17 protein-coding genes are annotated in these 16,994 nt (G+C 35.7%); 3 read left to right on the top strand and 14 right to left on the bottom strand.

Annotated features, from left to right (window positions below):
* Nucleotides 1–8: 8 nt before the first annotated feature.
* From LNP23_RS01185 to LNP23_RS01160, 6 genes are all read right to left on the bottom strand, one after another.
* Complete coding sequence (locus tag LNP23_RS01185) at nt 9–299, bottom strand: winged helix-turn-helix domain-containing protein (RefSeq protein WP_047774117.1); 291 nt, start codon at nt 297–299, stop codon at nt 9–11.
* A gap of 4 nt (nt 300–303) precedes the next feature.
* A complete protein-coding gene (locus LNP23_RS01180) occupies nt 304–918 on the bottom strand; it encodes a hypothetical protein (RefSeq protein WP_230003191.1) in 615 nt (204 codons plus the stop codon).
* A gap of 152 nt (nt 919–1,070) precedes the next feature.
* The gene (locus tag LNP23_RS01175) at nt 1,071–2,000 is read right to left on the bottom strand and encodes a magnesium transporter CorA family protein (RefSeq protein ID WP_230003190.1); all 930 of its coding nucleotides are present in this window, start codon (nt 1,998–2,000) and stop codon (nt 1,071–1,073) included.
* 271 nt (nt 2,001–2,271) lie between these two features.
* Complete coding sequence (gene rluF / locus LNP23_RS01170; protein WP_230003188.1) at nt 2,272–3,084, bottom strand: 23S rRNA pseudouridine(2604) synthase RluF; 813 nt, start codon at nt 3,082–3,084, stop codon at nt 2,272–2,274.
* 237 nt (nt 3,085–3,321) lie between these two features.
* Nucleotides 3,322–3,669 (bottom strand): antibiotic biosynthesis monooxygenase family protein, encoded by a 348-nt coding sequence (locus LNP23_RS01165; protein WP_047774112.1) that lies wholly within the window; start codon nt 3,667–3,669, stop codon nt 3,322–3,324.
* Between the two features lie 16 nt (nt 3,670–3,685).
* The gene (locus LNP23_RS01160; protein WP_230003186.1) at nt 3,686–4,840 is read right to left on the bottom strand and encodes a cytochrome P450; all 1,155 of its coding nucleotides are present in this window, start codon (nt 4,838–4,840) and stop codon (nt 3,686–3,688) included.
* Between the two features lie 77 nt (nt 4,841–4,917).
* Between LNP23_RS01160 and LNP23_RS01155 the strand changes: the two genes are divergently transcribed.
* The gene (locus LNP23_RS01155; protein ID WP_230003185.1) at nt 4,918–5,595 is read left to right on the top strand and encodes an ArsR/SmtB family transcription factor; all 678 of its coding nucleotides are present in this window, start codon (nt 4,918–4,920) and stop codon (nt 5,593–5,595) included.
* 96 nt (nt 5,596–5,691) lie between these two features.
* Here the strand turns inward: LNP23_RS01155 and LNP23_RS01150 are convergent, their stop codons facing one another.
* The 3 genes from LNP23_RS01150 to LNP23_RS01140 form a co-directional block, all read right to left on the bottom strand.
* On the bottom strand, nt 5,692–6,543 hold the full coding sequence (locus LNP23_RS01150; protein WP_230003183.1) for an alpha/beta fold hydrolase: 852 nt from the start codon (nt 6,541–6,543) through the stop codon (nt 5,692–5,694).
* 282 nt (nt 6,544–6,825) lie between these two features.
* Nucleotides 6,826–7,605, bottom strand: coding sequence for a zinc ribbon domain-containing protein (locus tag LNP23_RS01145; RefSeq protein ID WP_047774104.1), 780 nt, complete (start codon nt 7,603–7,605; stop codon nt 6,826–6,828).
* Nucleotides 7,606–7,608: 3 nt separating this feature from the next.
* Entirely contained in the window at nt 7,609–8,703 is a 1,095-nt protein-coding gene (locus tag LNP23_RS01140) for a Nif3-like dinuclear metal center hexameric protein (RefSeq protein ID WP_230003181.1), read from the bottom strand.
* Nucleotides 8,704–8,832: 129 nt separating this feature from the next.
* Between LNP23_RS01140 and lpxK the strand changes: the two genes are divergently transcribed.
* Nucleotides 8,833–9,849 carry a tetraacyldisaccharide 4'-kinase gene (lpxK, locus tag LNP23_RS01135; RefSeq protein WP_230003180.1) on the top strand — a complete coding sequence of 339 codons (1,017 nt, stop codon included), beginning with the start codon at nt 8,833–8,835 and terminating at the stop codon, nt 9,847–9,849.
* An 18-nt stretch (nt 9,850–9,867) separates the two neighbouring features.
* On the opposite strand, the gene LNP23_RS01130 is transcribed toward lpxK, so the two are convergent.
* The 3 genes from LNP23_RS01130 to lipA all read right to left on the bottom strand — a co-directional run bounded on the left by LNP23_RS01130 (nt 9,868) and on the right by lipA (nt 13,997).
* The gene (locus LNP23_RS01130; RefSeq protein WP_230003178.1) at nt 9,868–12,039 is read right to left on the bottom strand and encodes a tetratricopeptide repeat-containing hybrid sensor histidine kinase/response regulator; all 2,172 of its coding nucleotides are present in this window, start codon (nt 12,037–12,039) and stop codon (nt 9,868–9,870) included.
* A gap of 27 nt (nt 12,040–12,066) precedes the next feature.
* Nucleotides 12,067–13,065 carry a type I glyceraldehyde-3-phosphate dehydrogenase gene (gap, locus tag LNP23_RS01125; protein WP_047774097.1) on the bottom strand — a complete coding sequence of 333 codons (999 nt, stop codon included), beginning with the start codon at nt 13,063–13,065 and terminating at the stop codon, nt 12,067–12,069.
* A gap of 65 nt (nt 13,066–13,130) precedes the next feature.
* Nucleotides 13,131–13,997 (bottom strand): lipoyl synthase, encoded by an 867-nt coding sequence (lipA, locus tag LNP23_RS01120; RefSeq protein ID WP_047774095.1) that lies wholly within the window; start codon nt 13,995–13,997, stop codon nt 13,131–13,133.
* A 329-nt stretch (nt 13,998–14,326) separates the two neighbouring features.
* On the opposite strand from lipA, the gene LNP23_RS01115 reads away from it, so the two are divergent.
* Entirely contained in the window at nt 14,327–15,187 is an 861-nt protein-coding gene (locus LNP23_RS01115; protein WP_047774093.1) for a M48 family metalloprotease, read from the top strand.
* A gap of 71 nt (nt 15,188–15,258) precedes the next feature.
* Here LNP23_RS01115 and LNP23_RS01110 read toward each other — a convergent pair whose 3' ends face one another.
* Nucleotides 15,259–15,639, bottom strand: coding sequence for a PH domain-containing protein (locus LNP23_RS01110; RefSeq protein ID WP_047774091.1), 381 nt, complete (start codon nt 15,637–15,639; stop codon nt 15,259–15,261).
* Nucleotides 15,640–16,065: 426 nt separating this feature from the next.
* Nucleotides 16,066–16,893 (bottom strand): energy transducer TonB, encoded by an 828-nt coding sequence (locus LNP23_RS01105; RefSeq protein ID WP_047774089.1) that lies wholly within the window; start codon nt 16,891–16,893, stop codon nt 16,066–16,068.
* Nucleotides 16,894–16,994 lie beyond the last annotated feature (101 nt).

The raw sequence follows: 16,994 nt of genomic DNA, 5'->3' as shown, positions 1-16,994 counted from the left end.
TAGTGTTGTTAGAATTTCATTAATTTTTCGAGGCTGTTCAAATGTTCTTTAAAAGCGGCACGCCCCAGATCAGTAACGCTATAGGATGTTTTAGGCTTCTTGCCTACGAATTCTTTTTTAATTTCAATGTATTGCGCTTTTTCAAGAGCAGCAGAATGACTTGCTAAATTACCATCGGTGATGTTCAAAAGCGTCTTCATTTCGGTGAAATCAATCCACTCGTTTACAATCAGAATAGACATTATACCTAATCTGACACGACTTTCGAAATCTTTATTTAATTTATCAATGATTCCCATTGGTTTATTTGTATTTTCTGAACATGACTAATCCGTATATAATATGCAAAATACCAAATCCTAAAATCCAAAAAATCAAACCGTATCCCAGGTAAAACAAAGAGATAAATCCTAAAACTAATTCACAAAAACCCAAATATTTCACATCCGAAAAAGTATATTTTTCAGCATTTACAAGAGCCAGACCGTAGAAAATTAAAGTGGTTGGTGCGATTAACACATATATTTCATGATAGAGTAGTGCCAGACAAAAAATCCCTCCGGCCAGTAACGGAACGGCTAAATTAAACAACAAATTTTTGCTGGCTGTTGTCCAGATTGGCAAATTGTGCTTTTTACTCTTGCGAAGCGTAAAAAATACTCCAAACGTCAGTGCTGACATTAATATTACTAAACCGATAACAATCAATTCTGAAACCAGATGAAAGGAATACAATCGGTCTCCATCGTCAAAAGTATCCAGACCGTTAGCTTTAAGTAATTGATAAACATATAATCCTCCAATTAAAGCGGAAAGCCCTGCGAAAACTCCTGAGAGGCCGCTTAAGGATATAAATCTTGAAGAACGCTCCATCATGGAACGAATATGCGATAAATCTTCTTGGTGCTTCTGATTCATAATTAAAGTACTTTGTACTGCAAAGTTATATTTTATTCTGAAATGACAAACATTTATTTCATTTTTTTTAGTTACAATTAAAAACAACAAAGTCCGTTCGACAGAACAGGCTTTGTTTATTGCGATTTTAGGATATATCGTTTTTTAATTCTTTAAAACCATCTTTTTCTTTTGAACAAAAAGACTCCAAAAACAGATAGAATAATGGATACAAAAAGGAGAATCCAAATACCGTACTGACTTTCTTCCAAACCGTTCGGAACGTTCATTCCGTACAAACTGGCGATTAAAGTAGGTATCATTAGAATAATCGAAATAGAAGTCATCTGTTTCATAATATTATTCATATTGTTGGAAATTACGGAAGCATAGGCATCCATCATTCCGGTAAGAATGTTGCTGTAGATATTAGCCGTATCTTGTGCCTGGCTCAATTCGATTTCTACATCTTCCAATAAATCCAAATCATAATGGGCTTTTTGAGCTTTTAAATTTCTGATACGATGAAACAAAACATCATTTCCTTTTAAAGAAGTAATAAAAAACACCAAACACTTTTCGATCTGAAGCAAGGCTTGCAGTTCTTCGTTTTTTATAGATTTCTCTAAGTTATCTTCTGCCAGTTTTATTTTCTGATTGATTTGTTTCAGGTACTTTAAATACCAAATACTGGAGGACAATAATAATCTTAATACCAAGTCAAAATTATCTTTTATCTCAATATTTTTTCTTTGGGTGTAAACGACGAAATCTGACATGATTTCTGTTTCATAAAAGCTGATGGTAACGCAGATGTCTTCTTTGAAAATTAATCCGACCGGAACAGTCTGAAAAGGCAACTTTACATCATTGCTTTTTATCGGAACACGAAGAATAAACAAAGTCCAGCCATCCTCGGCTTCCATGCGGGGTCTTTCGTCAATATCTTCAATATCATTGTAAAAGGCTTCAGGGATTTGCAGCTCTTCTAATAAGTATTTTTTTTCTTCGAGGGTTGGAGATTCAATGCTAATCCAGCAATTCGGAATCCATTCTTTGATCTCGATTAATCCGTTGTTATTATTTTTGTAAAAGGCTTTCATTTCAAAATACAGGGTTTTATCATAGCATTTTGAAAGAATTCAAAAGCTATTTTCAGTTTAACACTAACGAATAATAATCGTCCATTGGAGAAGTTTTTTTTAAGTGTTGCAAAAGTATCCTTTATTTTTAAAACCCGAAACTTTAAACTATTAATTATATATTAAAATAAAGAAGCCCATCAAATGATGGGCTTTCATATAGTCTAAAGATTGGAATTTGGAATTTCAAAGAATTGGAATTTGGAATTTCAAAAATTTGGAATTTTAATTCTCAGTAGTCTCCCTTTTTCTTAAACCGCGGATCATGTTCCGAGATGAACTCTGTTCTGCGTTTTGGAGCTTCAGCTTTTGGTAAACTGGCTTCTTCCGTTTTACTGGAGGGTTCGATTAAATGATTGAGTTCTTTAATCTCATCATCTGTAAGATCACGGTAGCGACCAACAGGAATATCCAATGAAATATTGATAATTCGGATTCGTTTTAGTGCCGTTACATCATAACCTAAATACTCCGTCATTCTTCTAATCTGACGGTTCAAACCTTGTGTCAGTATAATTTTGAAAGTGTATTTGCTGATCTGCTCTACCTTACATTTTCGGGTAACGGTATCCAAAATCGGAACACCATTTCCCATGCGTTGTATAAAACGATCCGTAATCGGTTTGTTTACCGTTACCGTATATTCTTTTTCGTGATTGTTTCGGGCGCGTAAAATTTTATTTACGATATCACCGTCATTCGTCATAAAGATCAATCCTTCACTGGCTTTATCCAATCTTCCGATAGGAAAAAGACGTTTAGGGTAATTGATATAATCGACAATATTATTTCTAACTTCCAGATTAGTCGTACATTCAATTCCAACAGGTTTGTTGAAAGCCAGATAGACCAATTTTTCGTGTTTCTCAACGATTAACTTTCCGTCGATGCGTACTTCATCGTGCGGAGAAACTTTTGTCCCCATTTCAGGTACAACTCCATTTATAGTTACACGCCCTTCTTCGATAAGTTTATCGGCTTCGCGACGGGAACAATAACCGGTTTCCCCAATAAATTTATTAAGACGTTTTAAATTCTCTTCCATACTGCAAAAGTAGTCAAAATTACCGGAAAAGAGAAAAGAGGGGTAAATTCCAAAAATTCCAATTCTTTGAAATTCCAAATTCCAATGTTCTTGAAATTTCAAGTTTCAAGTTTCAGGTTTCAGGTTTTTGGTATGTAGGAAACTCGTCGGGATTTAGGGCAGTTGTTTTTTTGCTTTAGTTGGAGTTTGTTTTAGAAACCTTTGAGCCTTTGTTTCTTTGCTACTTTGGGCCCTTACTCATCGATTGTGAAATTTAAAACTGTCTTTTGGTGCTTCTTTGCGGTCGAACATTCCGTAATCGCGATTCACATTGGCAATTCGCAAATGATACTCCTTGAAGATCTCTTCGCGTCCTTTTGTTTGTGCAAATCTGTGCATTTCAAGATTTCTCCATTGTAAAATACTTTCCTCGTCTTTCCAGAAAGACAAAGACAGGACTTTTTCGGGATCGTTAAAACTCTGAAATCGTTCTATAGAGATAAAGCCTTCTATGGTATCCAATTCGGGTCTTAGTTTTGCTGCAATGTCAAGGTATGCTTCTTTTTTCCCTTCGTTGGGAATGACTTCAAAAATTACTGCTATCATGTTGTTGTTTTTAAAATTATAAAAGTGAAATCCAAATTGCTTTCGGCAGTCGGGCGTTGATCATAGGTTCGTATTCGATTTCATTTCCTGATATCGAAATGTTTTTATAGTTGTCGACCAAATAATACAGAGTTTCAGTTGCAATAGTAACGGAGAAATGTTTCGCGAGGCACATATGTCCGCCCGTTCCAAAAGTCAAATGGTCGTGATTATTATTTCTTTCGGTATCAAAATTCATAGCATTTGCAAAGTGATTGGGGTCACGGTTTGCTGCGGCAAGAACAAGCAATAGGGAATCATTTTTTTTAATGGTGCTGTTATTTAATTGAATGTCTTTAGAAGCAATGCGTCTGGTGTTGTGAATGGGCGGGTCAAATCGTAAGGTTTCCACAACCATTTTTTGAATACAAATTTTATCAACTTTGTCTTTAGAAAAATTTTCTTTTGAAAGTAGTTGTAGTAAGGAATTACTCAAAAGACCGCTGCCTGCATCATAACTTTGGATAAATAATCCGATTAGATTACTTACGCAGATCGAAAAGATTTCCGTTTGGGAGATAGGGTACAAGTCCGAAATTTTACGAATCAAAGCTTCATAAAACGGAAGCGTTACAAAATGTCTTTCTGTGATGGAATAGATTTCTTCCGCAACTTTGTTGATTTCTTCGATAGCTTCAGCTGTTTTATGGGGTTGCATTATTTTTACAAGCTGCGCTATTTTTTTACAGATGAAGTCGGAATCTTTTTTATTGAAATCAAAACTTTTTAAAACCGTTAAGACAGGTAACTTTTTGCAAACCAAATCAACCCAGTTTATTTGGTTTTGAAGCAATCTTTCGGGTAACAGTTCTTCTAAAATTGTATGGATCCCTACTGTTTTCAGGTAGGAAAAAAGGATTTGGGCAGTTTCTTTTGCTATTTCGTGTTGAATACCGTTTGATAATCGCGCCAGGTTCTCAATGATTGTGGTTGCAGATCTATTGAGTTCGTTGTTTGCAGTTAAGACCGGAATAGTTGCAGCCGTATTGTTTAATAGTTCAACGCAGGCTGCATAAGAATAAATGGCCCAGATTTTATTTGTTTCATCCCAATAAACAGGCTGCTCTTTTGTCATTTTTTGATAAAAAGAATACGGATTTTCGACTTCGGATTGTAGAAATATAGCTGACATGTTGTATTTGTTTTTGACAAAGTTATTTAACTTTACAAGGCAATACTTCAGTGTATATTTAACTATGATTACATAAAATGGAAGATCAATTTATAAAGGTTGCTTCGTTACTTGGAGATCCAACCAGAGCAGTCATTATGTGGGCCTTGCTCGATGGTAAAGCATTTACGGCAACAGAGCTGGCTATTGCGGCTAATACGTCGCCACAAAATATAAGCATGCATCTGGCTAAACTCTTAGATGCGGGCTTACTCTGTGTCGAAAAACAAGGGCGTCATAAATATTATAGATTCTCCAATAAAGAAGTTGCTTATGCGATTGAAGCAATGGCAAGTTTGATTCCGCCGGTAATGCTGCAAAAGAAGAATTCCGAAAAACATTCACCCATCAAACATTGCAGGACTTGTTACGACCACTTAGCTGGAAAAATAGGGGTTGCAGTTGCCGAAAGCTTAGTAGAACAAAGTATTCTTTTGGATTCTGAGACTAAACTGGAAGTGACTTTAAAAGGGATAAAGTGGTTTTCTGATTTTGGAATTAATATCGAAGAGATAAAAAAACAAAGGCGATTATTCCTGAAGCCCTGTTTAGACTGGAGTGAAAGAAAAAATCATATTGCCGGTTCACTCGGTGCGTCCTTACTGAATAAAATGATTGCCGATGACTGGTTAAGAAGAACAAAGGATTCAAGAGCCATACAAATTACCGGAAAAGGAGAAAAAGAACTTTTTAGGTATTTTAAAATTGTTGTTTGAGTGTGAAATGTAAAGAGTAAAAAGTGAAATGTATAATGGGGGAGAAAGATTTTAGTCTCAGTGAGCTGCCTTTGTAGCTCTGTACCTATTTAGCCTTTACTCAGAAAACAAAAACGCAATCACTTTCTGATACAATTCATCATCATGCATGCCGTGACCTAAGCCTTTGGTCTCAATAAACTGGCTGTTTTTCCAGTTGCTTGCGATTTTTTTTCCTTCTTCAAAAGCAACTACTTTATCTGCGGTGTCGTGCGCGATTAATCCGGGAATGTTGAATTGTGAAGCAAATTTCTGTCCTGAAAAATCTTCCATTTTAAAATTAAACCGATCAATAAAACGGCTTTCTAAAAGAGAAAATATTTTAGTATTCAGACTTAACATCGAAATATAATTGTCTATCAAAACTTTTAAGTCTGATGGTGCTCCCAGAATCACCATTTTATTGATACTCGTATCGGGAAACAAATATTGATGATAAACGCAGGCAGCGCCTCCAATAGAATGACCTATAATTAGGGTAGGCTGATATTTTTCAACCGCTTTGTTAATGAATTCGGCATAAAGCGGAATATTAAACTCTTTACCGCTACTTTGTCCGTGAGCGGGAGCATCGATCGCAATAATGGTACTTCCGGATTTCTGAAGATGAGGTAATGTTTTTTTCCAGCGTGAAGCATTACTTTCCCAACCGTGAACGAGTAAGATTTTCGTTTCGTTACCCTTCCAGACATACGTCTGGAAATGATGTTCATTGTGATGAAACGTCTCTTTTTCTGTGTTTTGTAATACTTTAGGGAGTTTGTTCTTGTCTAATCGACCCACTCGTGGCTGGCTGAATAGGGCGTAAGAAAGTGCGACTGCTTTTTTCGGGCGAACATAACTCAGGAAGTTAATGTAGGATCCGACCGATTTTAATGTAATAAAACGAATTCCTTTTTTAATGGTCAAAACTTAATTTTTTATAAAGATAAAAATCGGATCTTAAACAGATTAAAAAAAATGCCACAGATTTCAGGAAAATATGTTTAGGGCTTTGATAAATAAGTTGGTTGGGATTATTTTGCCACGAATTATTTTTTTGCCACTGATTAAAAAGATTTGCACAGATTATTTAATCCTTTAATCTGTGGCTATTTTTTTTACCCATAAGCCTTTGAAGTTAAGAACTCTTTGTAAGCTGCAGCGAGAAATAAGGGCAAAAAAAAGTCCCGATCAGATCGGGACTAATATTTAGAATTTAGAGAACAATTGTTCCATTTTTTCTTTTTCTTCTTCAGCTAATGCGCTGTCAACCAAAATTCTTCCTGAATGCTCATCAGTGATGATTTTCTTTCTGGAAGCAATCTCTACCTGAGTTTGTGGCGGAATAGTAAAGAATGATCCTGCAGATGCTCCTCTTTCGATTGATACAACCGCTAAACCATTACGAACACTAGTTCTGATTCTGGTATAAGCTGCTAATAGTCTTTCTTCAATTTGAGAAGAATACTCAGCAGATTTCTCTGTTAAGAAGATTTCTTCTTTTTGAGTTTCAGACATAATAGCATCCAGTTCTGATTTTTTATGTTTTAAATGAGAACTTTTTGCGTCAAGTTTTTCTTTTAAATTAGAAATAACTTCTTTTTTATGTTCGATAGAAGCTTTCATTTCTTTGATTTGCTTTTCAGCCAATTGAATTTCTAATTCCTGAAATTCAACCTCTTTAGTCAAAGAATTAAATTCTCTGTTATTACGAACTGATTCTTGTTGTTTTGTGTATTTTTTGATAACCTCTTTGTGCTCATCAATGGCAATTTTCTTCCCTTTGATTTGCTCCTCAACCACTTCAAGTTCTCCCTTCAGTTTCTCTGAACGAGTGCTCAAACCTGCAACTTCATCTTCTAAATCTTCCACTTCTAGAGGAAGTTCTCCTCTTACGTTTCTGATTTCGTCAATTCTAGAGTCAATAAGCTGTAAATCGTATATTGCTCTTAACTTGTCCTCAACACTTAATTCTTTCGTATTCGCCATATTCTATAAGTACTTAACTGGATTTGTATTTTCTTCTGATAAAATGATGGCAAAATTAAGGATTTTTTTTCGAAGATAATCAACAATATAGTTTTTTGTATAGCGTTCGCTCTCAAAATGACCAATATCTGCTAAAAGTAATCGATTTTCGGCTTCGTAAAATTGATGGTACTTTAAATCGGCAGTCAAAAAAGCATCTGCTCCGGCCGAAATGGCATTTTTTATCGCAAAACTACCTGAGCCACCCAAAACGGCTACTTTCTTTACTTTTTTTCCTAAAAAGGCAGAATGACGAATACCGTCGGCAATCATTTTACCTTTTACGAAATGCAGAAAATCATTCTCGTTCATTTCGTTCTCCAATTCACCAATCATTCCTAAACCAATTTGCTGATGTGAGTTTTTTAAATCATAAATTTCATAAGCCACTTCTTCGTAAATATGATGGGCAAAAAGGGTTTTTAAAATTTTAGATTGCAAATGTTTTTCAAATGTAACCTCAATTTTTACTTCTTCCGTTTCAGTGTGTTCATTTCGTACTCCAATTACGGGATTACTGTTCTCATTTCCTTTGTATGTTCCGATTCCGTTAGAGTTAAAACTGCAGTCATCATAGTTGCCAATTCTTCCGGCACCGGCTTCAAATAAGGCCGTTCTAACTTTATCAGCGTTAGAAGGAACGGTATAGGTTACTAATTTCTGAATGAAATTTTGCTTCGGAATCAAAACTTTGGTGTTGAGCAATCCTAAAGCATCACAGAAAATTTTATTGACACCTTGGGAATGATTGTCGAGTGCGGTGTGAACGGCATAAATCGCAATGTCATTTTTAATCGCTTTTAAGATCGCGCGCTCCACATAATTTTTGCCGGTAATTTTTTTAATGCCCGAAAATAATATGGGATGAAAACAAACAACCAAATTGCATTTTTTTGCAAGAGCTTCGTCAATGACAGTTTCTAGTGCATCATGGCAAACTAAGACTCCGGTAGTTATGCTGTCAGCATCACCGACTAAGAGTCCTACATTATCAAAATCTTCCGCATAGGCTAATGGAGCCATTTCTTCAAGAACCGCAATTATTTCTTTTAGTTTCATTTTTTTGTTTGAAGTTTCAGGTTTCAGGTCTCAAGTTTGAAGTTTCAGGTTTCAGGTTTTGGGACTACTGAAAAAGGAAAGCTGAGACAGATTACCACAAATTAACGAAAAAAATTATACTTTCGTAAAATGAATGTACTTCGAAAACTACTTTTTCCGTTTGCGATTTTATACGGATTGATTACTACGATTCGTAATTTTCTTTTTGATAAAGGGATTCTGAAATCTACCTCGTTTGATCTGCCGGTTATAGCGGTTGGAAATTTGAGCGTTGGCGGAACCGGAAAAACACCTCAGATCGAATACCTTATTCGGTTGTTGGCGGATACTTACAAAATAGCAACTTTGAGTCGTGGGTACAAACGACAATCTGAAGGTTTTGTTTTGGCAGATGCTACATCAAATGCTGCTGTTTTAGGCGATGAACCTTTTCAGTTTTTTCAGAAATTTCCAAATGTTCAGGTAGCTGTTGATGCGAACAGAACGAACGGAGTCACACAATTGCTTTCGCAAACAACAAAACCGGAAGTTATTTTGTTGGATGATGCCTATCAACACCGAAAAGTAAAAGCCGGATTTTATATTTTATTAACGGCTTTTGATGATTTGTACGCGGATGATTTTATGTTGCCAACCGGAAATTTAAGAGAAAGCAGAAGTGGTGCAAATCGTGCAAATATTGTTATTGTAACAAAATGTCCGAAGGATTTATCAGTTGAAAAACAAAATGAAATCCAGGTAAAATTAAAATTGGCTGACTCCCAGCAATTGTATTTTACTTTTATAGCATACGATGATTTTATTTATAGTAAGGAGGAGAAAATTGCTGTAAAAGAGATTGAGGGCGAACCAAAACTACTTTTGGCCGGAATCGCAAAACCGACCTCCTTTTTTAATTATTTGAAAAATGGAAAAGAAGAATGCCTCACTTTTCCGGATCATCATCATTTTTCAGAGTCCGATTTGGAAATGATTCAGAACAAAGCTCAAGGAAAAAAAATCATTACAACAGAGAAAGACTACGTTCGCCTGAAAGACTCGAAATTGGTTTCGCAGTTGTATTACCTGCCGATAAAAAGCACATTTATCAGCAAACACCAAAATTTTGATGCTGCGATTTTAGCGTATGTAAAAGGAGGCGTTTGATTTTAGCGGTTTAAGGAATCAATCAAAAAAGCGTGCAATTATACTGTAAAACTCGTCCGGAACAAAGGGTTTTGTGATGACATCATTCATGCCGTAAGACAATAACATGTCTCTGTTTTCGTCTAGTGAAATAGCGGTTAGAGCAATAATTGGTGTTATTTTGTCAAATTCTCTAATTTGTTTTGTGGCTGTTGTTCCGTTGATTCCCGGTAAGTGAACATCCATTAAAATCATGTCGAATCGTTTTACTTTTAGAAGTTCAACAGCATCTTCGCCATTATCGACTATTTCGCATATGATCGCTTTATTCTCTAGCATTTTTCGGGTAATCATCTGATTGATTTTGTTGTCTTCAATCAGTAAAATCGATTTGTGTTTCAATTGTTTGTCGTTGTATGGTTTTGATTCTTCTTTGACCTCGAGAGGTTCATTGTTGATTTTAAAGTTTAATTTGAAGGTAAAAGTAGAGCCTTTGCCAACTTCACTTTTTAATTTGATTTCGCCGCCCAACAACTCAATTAATTTTTTTACGATGGTAAGTCCAAGGCCGGTTCCGCCGTATTTTCGGTTTACTTCTACAGAGGCCTGAGAAAAGCTTTCAAAAACGGTTTGCAGTTTGTCTTCCGGGATTCCGATTCCGGTGTCGACAATTTCAAAATAAACGGTGGCATTTTCTTCTTCAATGGCATATAATTTGGCAATTACATTTACATGTCCGTTTTGAGTGAATTTTAACGCGTTGTTGATCAGGTTAAGTATGATCTGAGATAATTTGGTAGGGTCACCAATTAAATTATCGGGAATTGCTTCGTCCATTTCAAGGTTGAAGTAATTTTTGTTAGCCGTTGCGAGCTCTTTTAAGGAGCTTTGAATGTTGAATAACAACTCTTTCAGATGGAAAGGAATATGTTCGACTTCTACTTTTGTGGAGTCAATTTTGTTGATTTCAAGAATCTCGTTGATAAAAGTGGTCAGGTAGTTTCCGGAGAATTTTAAAGACTCGAGGTACTTTAACTGGTTTTTTTTAGGACTGTCTTCGAGCAATAAATGCGTAATACCGTTGATTGCATTTAAGGGAGTCCGGAGTTCATGACTTACCGTTGACAGAAATTCTGATCTGGCTTTTGATGCTTTCTCTGCTTTGTTTTTAGCCAGAATGAGTTCTTTGTTTTTTTCTCTCAAAAGCAAATTATTCTGATTTCGAATAATGTTGTTTTTGTAAAGAGCCAAACTCAAAAGAGATAAAATCGAAATTAAGGCAATCGCCAAGATGCTTACGAGTTTGGAGTATCGATATGTTTTTAATTGAATTTTCTCCTCGTTCTCTCGCTTTAAAGTAGTGCTGACAGACTGGCTGTGTTTGAATTTTTTAAACTGATTGGAGTCTAATTTTGCACTTTTTATTTTTAAAAGAGAGTTCTCGATCTGGTAGTATTCATCAAGATAGGAGTAAGCAAGGTCAAAATGTTTGTTTCTTTTGTAGTACTGACTTATGGCCAGAATTATTTTTGATTTTTGAACCAGATCATTGGTTTTGGCGTTTATTTCTAAAGCCTTGTCGAAATGAATGATGGCAGAATCATTTTGTTTCAGCTGCGTTTCAATTAATCCCAGTTGATAATACGCGTCGGTTTTAGTTTTTAAATTGGGCTTGTTGTCCGGTTTTTTGACTATTTTTTGAAAAGTTTCTATCGCTAAAGGAAAGTTGTTGCTGGCCTTAAACGCGATTGCTTTTTCGTAGTGCAAAATTTCAGCTTTGTCAACAATATTTAATTTCTTTAAAAGAGAATCTGCTTTTTTATAATAAATTTCAGCGAGCTGATAATTGCCTTTTGCTACATTGGTTATGCCTATGTAGTGTAGTGCCAGCGCTTTGGTGCAGGTTGGTTTTGCTTTATCAAACAAAGAAACACTTTTGTAAAAGTTTTTTAAAGCTTCGTTATAATTTCTTTGGTTGTAATAAATTTTACCAAGCTTAAAAGTCTGATTGGCCAAATTATCGGGAAAGTTATTTGTGGCACAAAAATCAATTGATTTCTGTGTAAAAAAAACAGCCTGATCGAATTTTTTGTTTTGAAGATTGGCGTTGGCTAACTTATTATAATAGAAAGCACTATCTGTATTCTGTTCCACTTGAGAATACAAAAACAGACTAAAAAAACTAATAAGAATTAAAAGATAATGTTTCATGTATCGCAATGCTTCTTACAATGAATCTTATGTTTTTTTCATCAGTAAAATCAAATCAATCAATCGTGATGAATAGCCAATTTCATTATCATACCAACCCACAACTTTTACCATTTTGTCAATAACGGAGGTTAGTTGTGCGTCAAAAAGACACGAATTTGTGTTACCAATCACATCAACCGATACAATCGGATCTTCTGTGTAATCTAATATTCCTTTTAAATTTGTATTTGAGGCTTTTTCAAAAGCGGTGTTGATTTCTTCGATCGTCACGGCACGTTGCACATTAAATGTGATGTCAGTTAATGAACCATCCGGAACGGGTACTCGAATTCCACAACCCCCTATTTTTTCATGCAATTTAGGGAAAATTTTTGTTAAAGCTTTAGCTGCACCCGTAGTTGTTGGAACAATTGACTGACTGGCACCTCTCGCACGGCGTAAATCCTTATGTGGTTGGTCGTGAAGACTCTGATCAGTAGTGTACGAATGTATTGTTGTAATGTATGCCTGCTCAATACCGCATAGTTCTTCAATGATTTTAATCATCGGAGCAGCGTTATTTGTTGTGCAACTTGCATTCGAAACTATCGTTTCATTACCGTCCAGTATATGTTCGTTTACTCCAAGTACAACCGTTTTTATAGTATCAACTTCAGAAGGAGCAGAAAGAATCACCTTTTTGGCTCCAACTTCAATATGTTTGTTTAAATCTTCATGGGTCTTATACTTTCCTGTTGATTCGATTACAAAATCAATAGAATGACTTTCCCAGTCTAAATTTGAAATACTTTTTTCATGAAAAAATAAAAAATGCTTTCCATCAACGATAATCCCTTTTTCATCGTGACTTACTTTAAAAGGCAAGACACCATGTATACTGTCGTATTTGATCAGATGAGACATTGTTTTGTTATCTGCAATGTCATTTATAGCAACGACTTCAATTTCTGAATGGTTTAAAAGTAAACGAAATAAATTTCTTCCAATTCTTCCAAAACCGTTAATAGCAATTCTTGTTTTCAAGCGATTTAGTATTCAGTTAGTCCTTTTATCGGATCAAAATAAGCAATCGAATAGAAGGATAAATTTTATAAAATATGTTTTTGTGCTTTGTAGGAAGAACGAACTAAAGGCCCACTCTCCACATGACGGAAACCTAATTCAAGACCAAATTTCTCGTATTTGGCAAATTGATCCGGTGTTATGAATTCTTTTACGGGCAAATGTTTCTTACTTGGTTGCAGGTATTGACCAATAGTCACTACATCTACATTTGCATTACGTAAATCGGTCATCGTTTGGAATACTTCTTCTTCCGTTTCACCAAGACCCAGCATAATACCTGACTTGGTTCTGTTGATTCCTTTTTCTTTCAGGTAACGCAATACTTCAAGGCTACGATCGTATTTAGCCTGAATACGCACCTCACGTGTCAAACGGCGTACCGTCTCCACATTATGTGAAACTACTTCAGGATTGGCTTCTACAATTCGGTCGATGTTTCTTTCGATTCCCTGGAAATCCGGAATTAAGGTTTCAAGAGTGGTATTTGGGTTCATTCTGCGAATTGCTTTTACCGTTTCAATCCAGATGATAGAACCACCATCTTTTAAATCATCTCGGTCAACACTGGTAATTACCGCATGTTTGATGTTCATGATTTTTATAGATCGGGCTACTTTTTCAGGTTCATCCCAATCGACAGTTTCCGGTCTTCCGGTTTTTACACCGCAAAACCCGCAAGAACGCGTGCAAACATTTCCGAGAATCATAAAAGTTGCTGTTCCTTCACCCCAGCATTCTCCCATATTTGGGCAGCTTCCTGAGGTGCAAATAGTATTTAAACTATACTTGTCTACTAAACCACGAAGCTCTGTATATTTTTGTCCAATTGGAAGTTTTACTTTTAACCATTTCGGTTTTCCAGTTGGTATATTTTCAATGACTGTTTCCATAAATCAAAATTCAAAGCACAAAGATACGGAATGTAGTTTATTTGGAGATTCGTTTACCGGTTAATTTGCTGTTGATATCTATTAACTGATGGTATGGCTTTTGCGTATAATTTTGTGTTACTGTTAAAACTTTAATTTTACATAGCTATTTTTATTTGTTTGCTTAATTTTTAATTTGTTTATGGATTGAAGTCAAAGAATTATGATATCTGTTTGATTTTTACCCGTATAAAATTTATATCTTTAATTGTTAAAAAATTAACCGAAAAGAAATAAAATAGTATTTCGTTAGTAGTACATTTGATGTTAAATTGTAATAGTATAAAAACATGAAAAAGAAATTTATTGTATTGGGAGTTTTGTTTGCCACTTTTGGTTTTACTAGAATGAATGCGCAAATTAGTTTTGGAGATAAAGCCATTGGAGCTGTTCAAAAAGGAATCACAAGTTTTACTTTGAGTAATGCTGACGCTGCAAAGTTGTCTAAAGAAGCGGTAGTTAAATTAGATGCAGAACACGAAATTGCAGGTCCAACAGATGGTTACACTTTGAGATTGAATCGTGTTTTTGGAAAATATACTACCGGTGAAGGGTATACCTTAAATTATAAAGTATATAAAGTTAAAGAAGTAAATGCTTTTGCAACGGCAGACGGAAGTGTTCGTGTGTATTCCGGTTTAATGGATATTATGGATGATAATGAATTGCTTGCAGTAATCGGTCATGAAATTGGTCACGTTGCCAATAATGATTCAAGAGACGCGATGAGAGCAGCGTATCAAAAAGAAGCGTTGATTGATGGAGCTGCATCGCAATCAGCGACTATTACGTCAGTTACAGACAGTCAGCTGGGTAAAATCGGAAGCGCTATGATTGATAGTAAACATAGTAGAAAACAAGAAGCAGAAGCAGATTTGTTTTCGTACAATTTCATGAAGAAAAATGGCTATAACGTGAATGCCGAAGAATCTGCATTCCGAATTCTGGCCAAAATGAGCGAAGGAGCTGAAGCTTCTTTTATCGATCAGATGATGAGTTCACATCCGGATTCTAAAAAGAGAGCGGATGATGCGAAAGCCAGAGCAGAAAAAGATGGTTTGTATAAAGCGTATGTACAACAGAAAATTGTAAACACAGCACCGTCTAAAAAAGCAACAACGACCAAAAAAACAACTAAAAAGAAGAAATAATTTCTGGCTGTTGTAAAAATAAACAACCCGACAGGTTTCAAAAACCTGTCGGGTTTTATTTTTTTATTAGATTAACCTAAAACGTGGTGTGCTAATACTTTTTGCACTTCGTATACGTTTACCGATTTGTTAAATTGTTTTACGATACTTGGTTGTAATTCGCTGGCCACCCAGATTTTTAATTCAGCGTCAAGGTCAAAAGTACCTGCTGTCTCGATACTGAATCTTGAAATGCTTTTGTAAGCAATTGATCTGTATTCGGTTTTGCTTCCTGTTATTCCTTGTTTGTCTACCAGAATTAATCTTTTGTTTGTAAAAATAAAAGTGTCTCTGATTAGTTTAAAACCCATTTCGATTTCCTCACGATCTGTTAGAAGCTGACCGTAATTTTTAACTAAATCCTCTTGACTAACGGTGCCTGCGTTACCAAGTAAAGCCGAAAATATTCCCATTTTTATTGTTTTTAATTTTTATACAATTCTTTTTATAAGCTGTAAATGTAGTGGATTTTGCTGATTTTATGAATTGGATTTTGACTTTGTGGAAATAGTTGTTATTGTGGAAGGAGGGGGGAGGTTTTTTTTGTTTCAAGTTTCAAGTTTCATGTTTCATGTTTCAACTGAGACTGAGACTGGGGCTGAGACTCTGCATGAGAGTTTAACCGCGAAGTTCGCAAGGTTTTACGCAAGGGGCGCTTTTTTGTTTGTTAAATGGTGGGGCTGTTAAGTTTTTGAGCTGTAAGTAGGATGAAAAATGTAAACTGTAGAATGTGAACTGAGACTGAGACTGAAAACTGAAACTAAAAACTGAGACAGCACTTTAGGAGAAGGAACAAAAAAAACGGCTGCCTTTTTAAGACAGCCGTTTTTCTCGTTTGGTTATTCAGCTTCCGTTTTGATTGTTATTGGAAGGTTATATGCGGTGCGGACTGCTTTTCCGTTTAGGATTCCGGGAGTCCATTTTGTTTTTAGTGATTTTAGAACGCGAACAGCTTCTCTTCCCATTCCGTAACCAGGATCATTTTTTACCATGATATCTGTTAAAGAACCGTCTTTTTCAACTACAAAAGATACATAAACTCTCAACGTTCTTTCGGCGTCTAATTCCGGTCTTTGGAAATTATTTCCAACGAACGTATAGAACTTGGCCATTCCTCCTGGGAATTCCGGCATTTTGTCTAATGCAGTTGCAAGCACTGGTTCATTAGTGTTGGGAACAGATGGAGTAACTCCTGTACCATTACCGGTTGACGGTAAAACGTTTGTAGTCGCAATTCCATTTCCTGTTGTATTTGTTACCACGGGAGCATTAACTGTATTTGGAGCTATTTCTTCAACAGCAGCCTGTGATGCCGCAACTACGACCGGATTTGTCAATTGAACTGCCTCTGTTACCTGTGTCGCGGCAGTTTGTTGTGTCGGAGGAGGTGGTGGCGGTGTTACTTCATGAGTCAGATCTACCTGTGTAACAATGAGCGGGTCGCTTATTGGAATGTCAGTTGGTATCGGAGTTACGTCTACTTTTTTGAATTTACTAATCAGCATAGAGGCAGTTCCTAACGAGGCTATAACCAATAATCCTCCGAATAAGGCTGTTATGGAGTTTTTAGCACTTTCTTGGCGCAATTGATACGCTCCGTATTCTTTGTTTTTGTTTTCGAAAACAAGATCGGTCCACTTGGTTTCATAGATGCTTAGTTTTGACATGTTTAATTGGATTTTAAGGTTAAGTAAAAATTACATCATAAGCAACGAAAATTTAATTTGGTTGTCATTAAAAACAAAAGAACTTTAGAGGGTTGATAATT

The organism is Flavobacterium cupriresistens (genome assembly GCF_020911925.1).
Classification (GTDB): Bacteria; Bacteroidota; Bacteroidia; order Flavobacteriales; family Flavobacteriaceae; genus Flavobacterium; species Flavobacterium cupriresistens.
This window is presented reverse-complemented; position numbering and strand designations above follow the sequence as displayed.

What these genes read in the sequence shown, in the direction of transcription:
- LNP23_RS01110 (WP_047774091.1), bottom strand. Translation starts at nt 15,639, where the DNA reads ATGGGAATATTTTCGGCTTTACTTGGTAACGCAGGCACCGTTAGTCAA.
- LNP23_RS01155 (WP_230003185.1), top strand. Translation starts at nt 4,918, where the DNA reads ATGGAAGATCAATTTATAAAGGTTGCTTCGTTACTTGGAGATCCAACC.
- LNP23_RS01165 (WP_047774112.1), bottom strand. Translation starts at nt 3,669, where the DNA reads ATGATAGCAGTAATTTTTGAAGTCATTCCCAACGAAGGGAAAAAAGAA.
- LNP23_RS01130 (WP_230003178.1), bottom strand. Translation starts at nt 12,039, where the DNA reads ATGAAACATTATCTTTTAATTCTTATTAGTTTTTTTAGTCTGTTTTTG.
- LNP23_RS01115 (WP_047774093.1), top strand. Translation starts at nt 14,327, where the DNA reads ATGAAAAAGAAATTTATTGTATTGGGAGTTTTGTTTGCCACTTTTGGT.
- rluF (WP_230003188.1), bottom strand. Translation starts at nt 3,084, where the DNA reads ATGGAAGAGAATTTAAAACGTCTTAATAAATTTATTGGGGAAACCGGT.
- LNP23_RS01185 (WP_047774117.1), bottom strand. Translation starts at nt 299, where the DNA reads ATGGGAATCATTGATAAATTAAATAAAGATTTCGAAAGTCGTGTCAGA.
- lpxK (WP_230003180.1), top strand. Translation starts at nt 8,833, where the DNA reads ATGAATGTACTTCGAAAACTACTTTTTCCGTTTGCGATTTTATACGGA.
- LNP23_RS01175 (WP_230003190.1), bottom strand. Translation starts at nt 2,000, where the DNA reads ATGAAAGCCTTTTACAAAAATAATAACAACGGATTAATCGAGATCAAA.
- LNP23_RS01145 (WP_047774104.1), bottom strand. Translation starts at nt 7,605, where the DNA reads ATGGCGAATACGAAAGAATTAAGTGTTGAGGACAAGTTAAGAGCAATA.
- lipA (WP_047774095.1), bottom strand. Translation starts at nt 13,997, where the DNA reads ATGGAAACAGTCATTGAAAATATACCAACTGGAAAACCGAAATGGTTA.
- LNP23_RS01105 (WP_047774089.1), bottom strand. Translation starts at nt 16,893, where the DNA reads ATGTCAAAACTAAGCATCTATGAAACCAAGTGGACCGATCTTGTTTTC.
- LNP23_RS01140 (WP_230003181.1), bottom strand. Translation starts at nt 8,703, where the DNA reads ATGAAACTAAAAGAAATAATTGCGGTTCTTGAAGAAATGGCTCCATTA.
- LNP23_RS01180 (WP_230003191.1), bottom strand. Translation starts at nt 918, where the DNA reads ATGAATCAGAAGCACCAAGAAGATTTATCGCATATTCGTTCCATGATG.
- LNP23_RS01160 (WP_230003186.1), bottom strand. Translation starts at nt 4,840, where the DNA reads ATGTCAGCTATATTTCTACAATCCGAAGTCGAAAATCCGTATTCTTTT.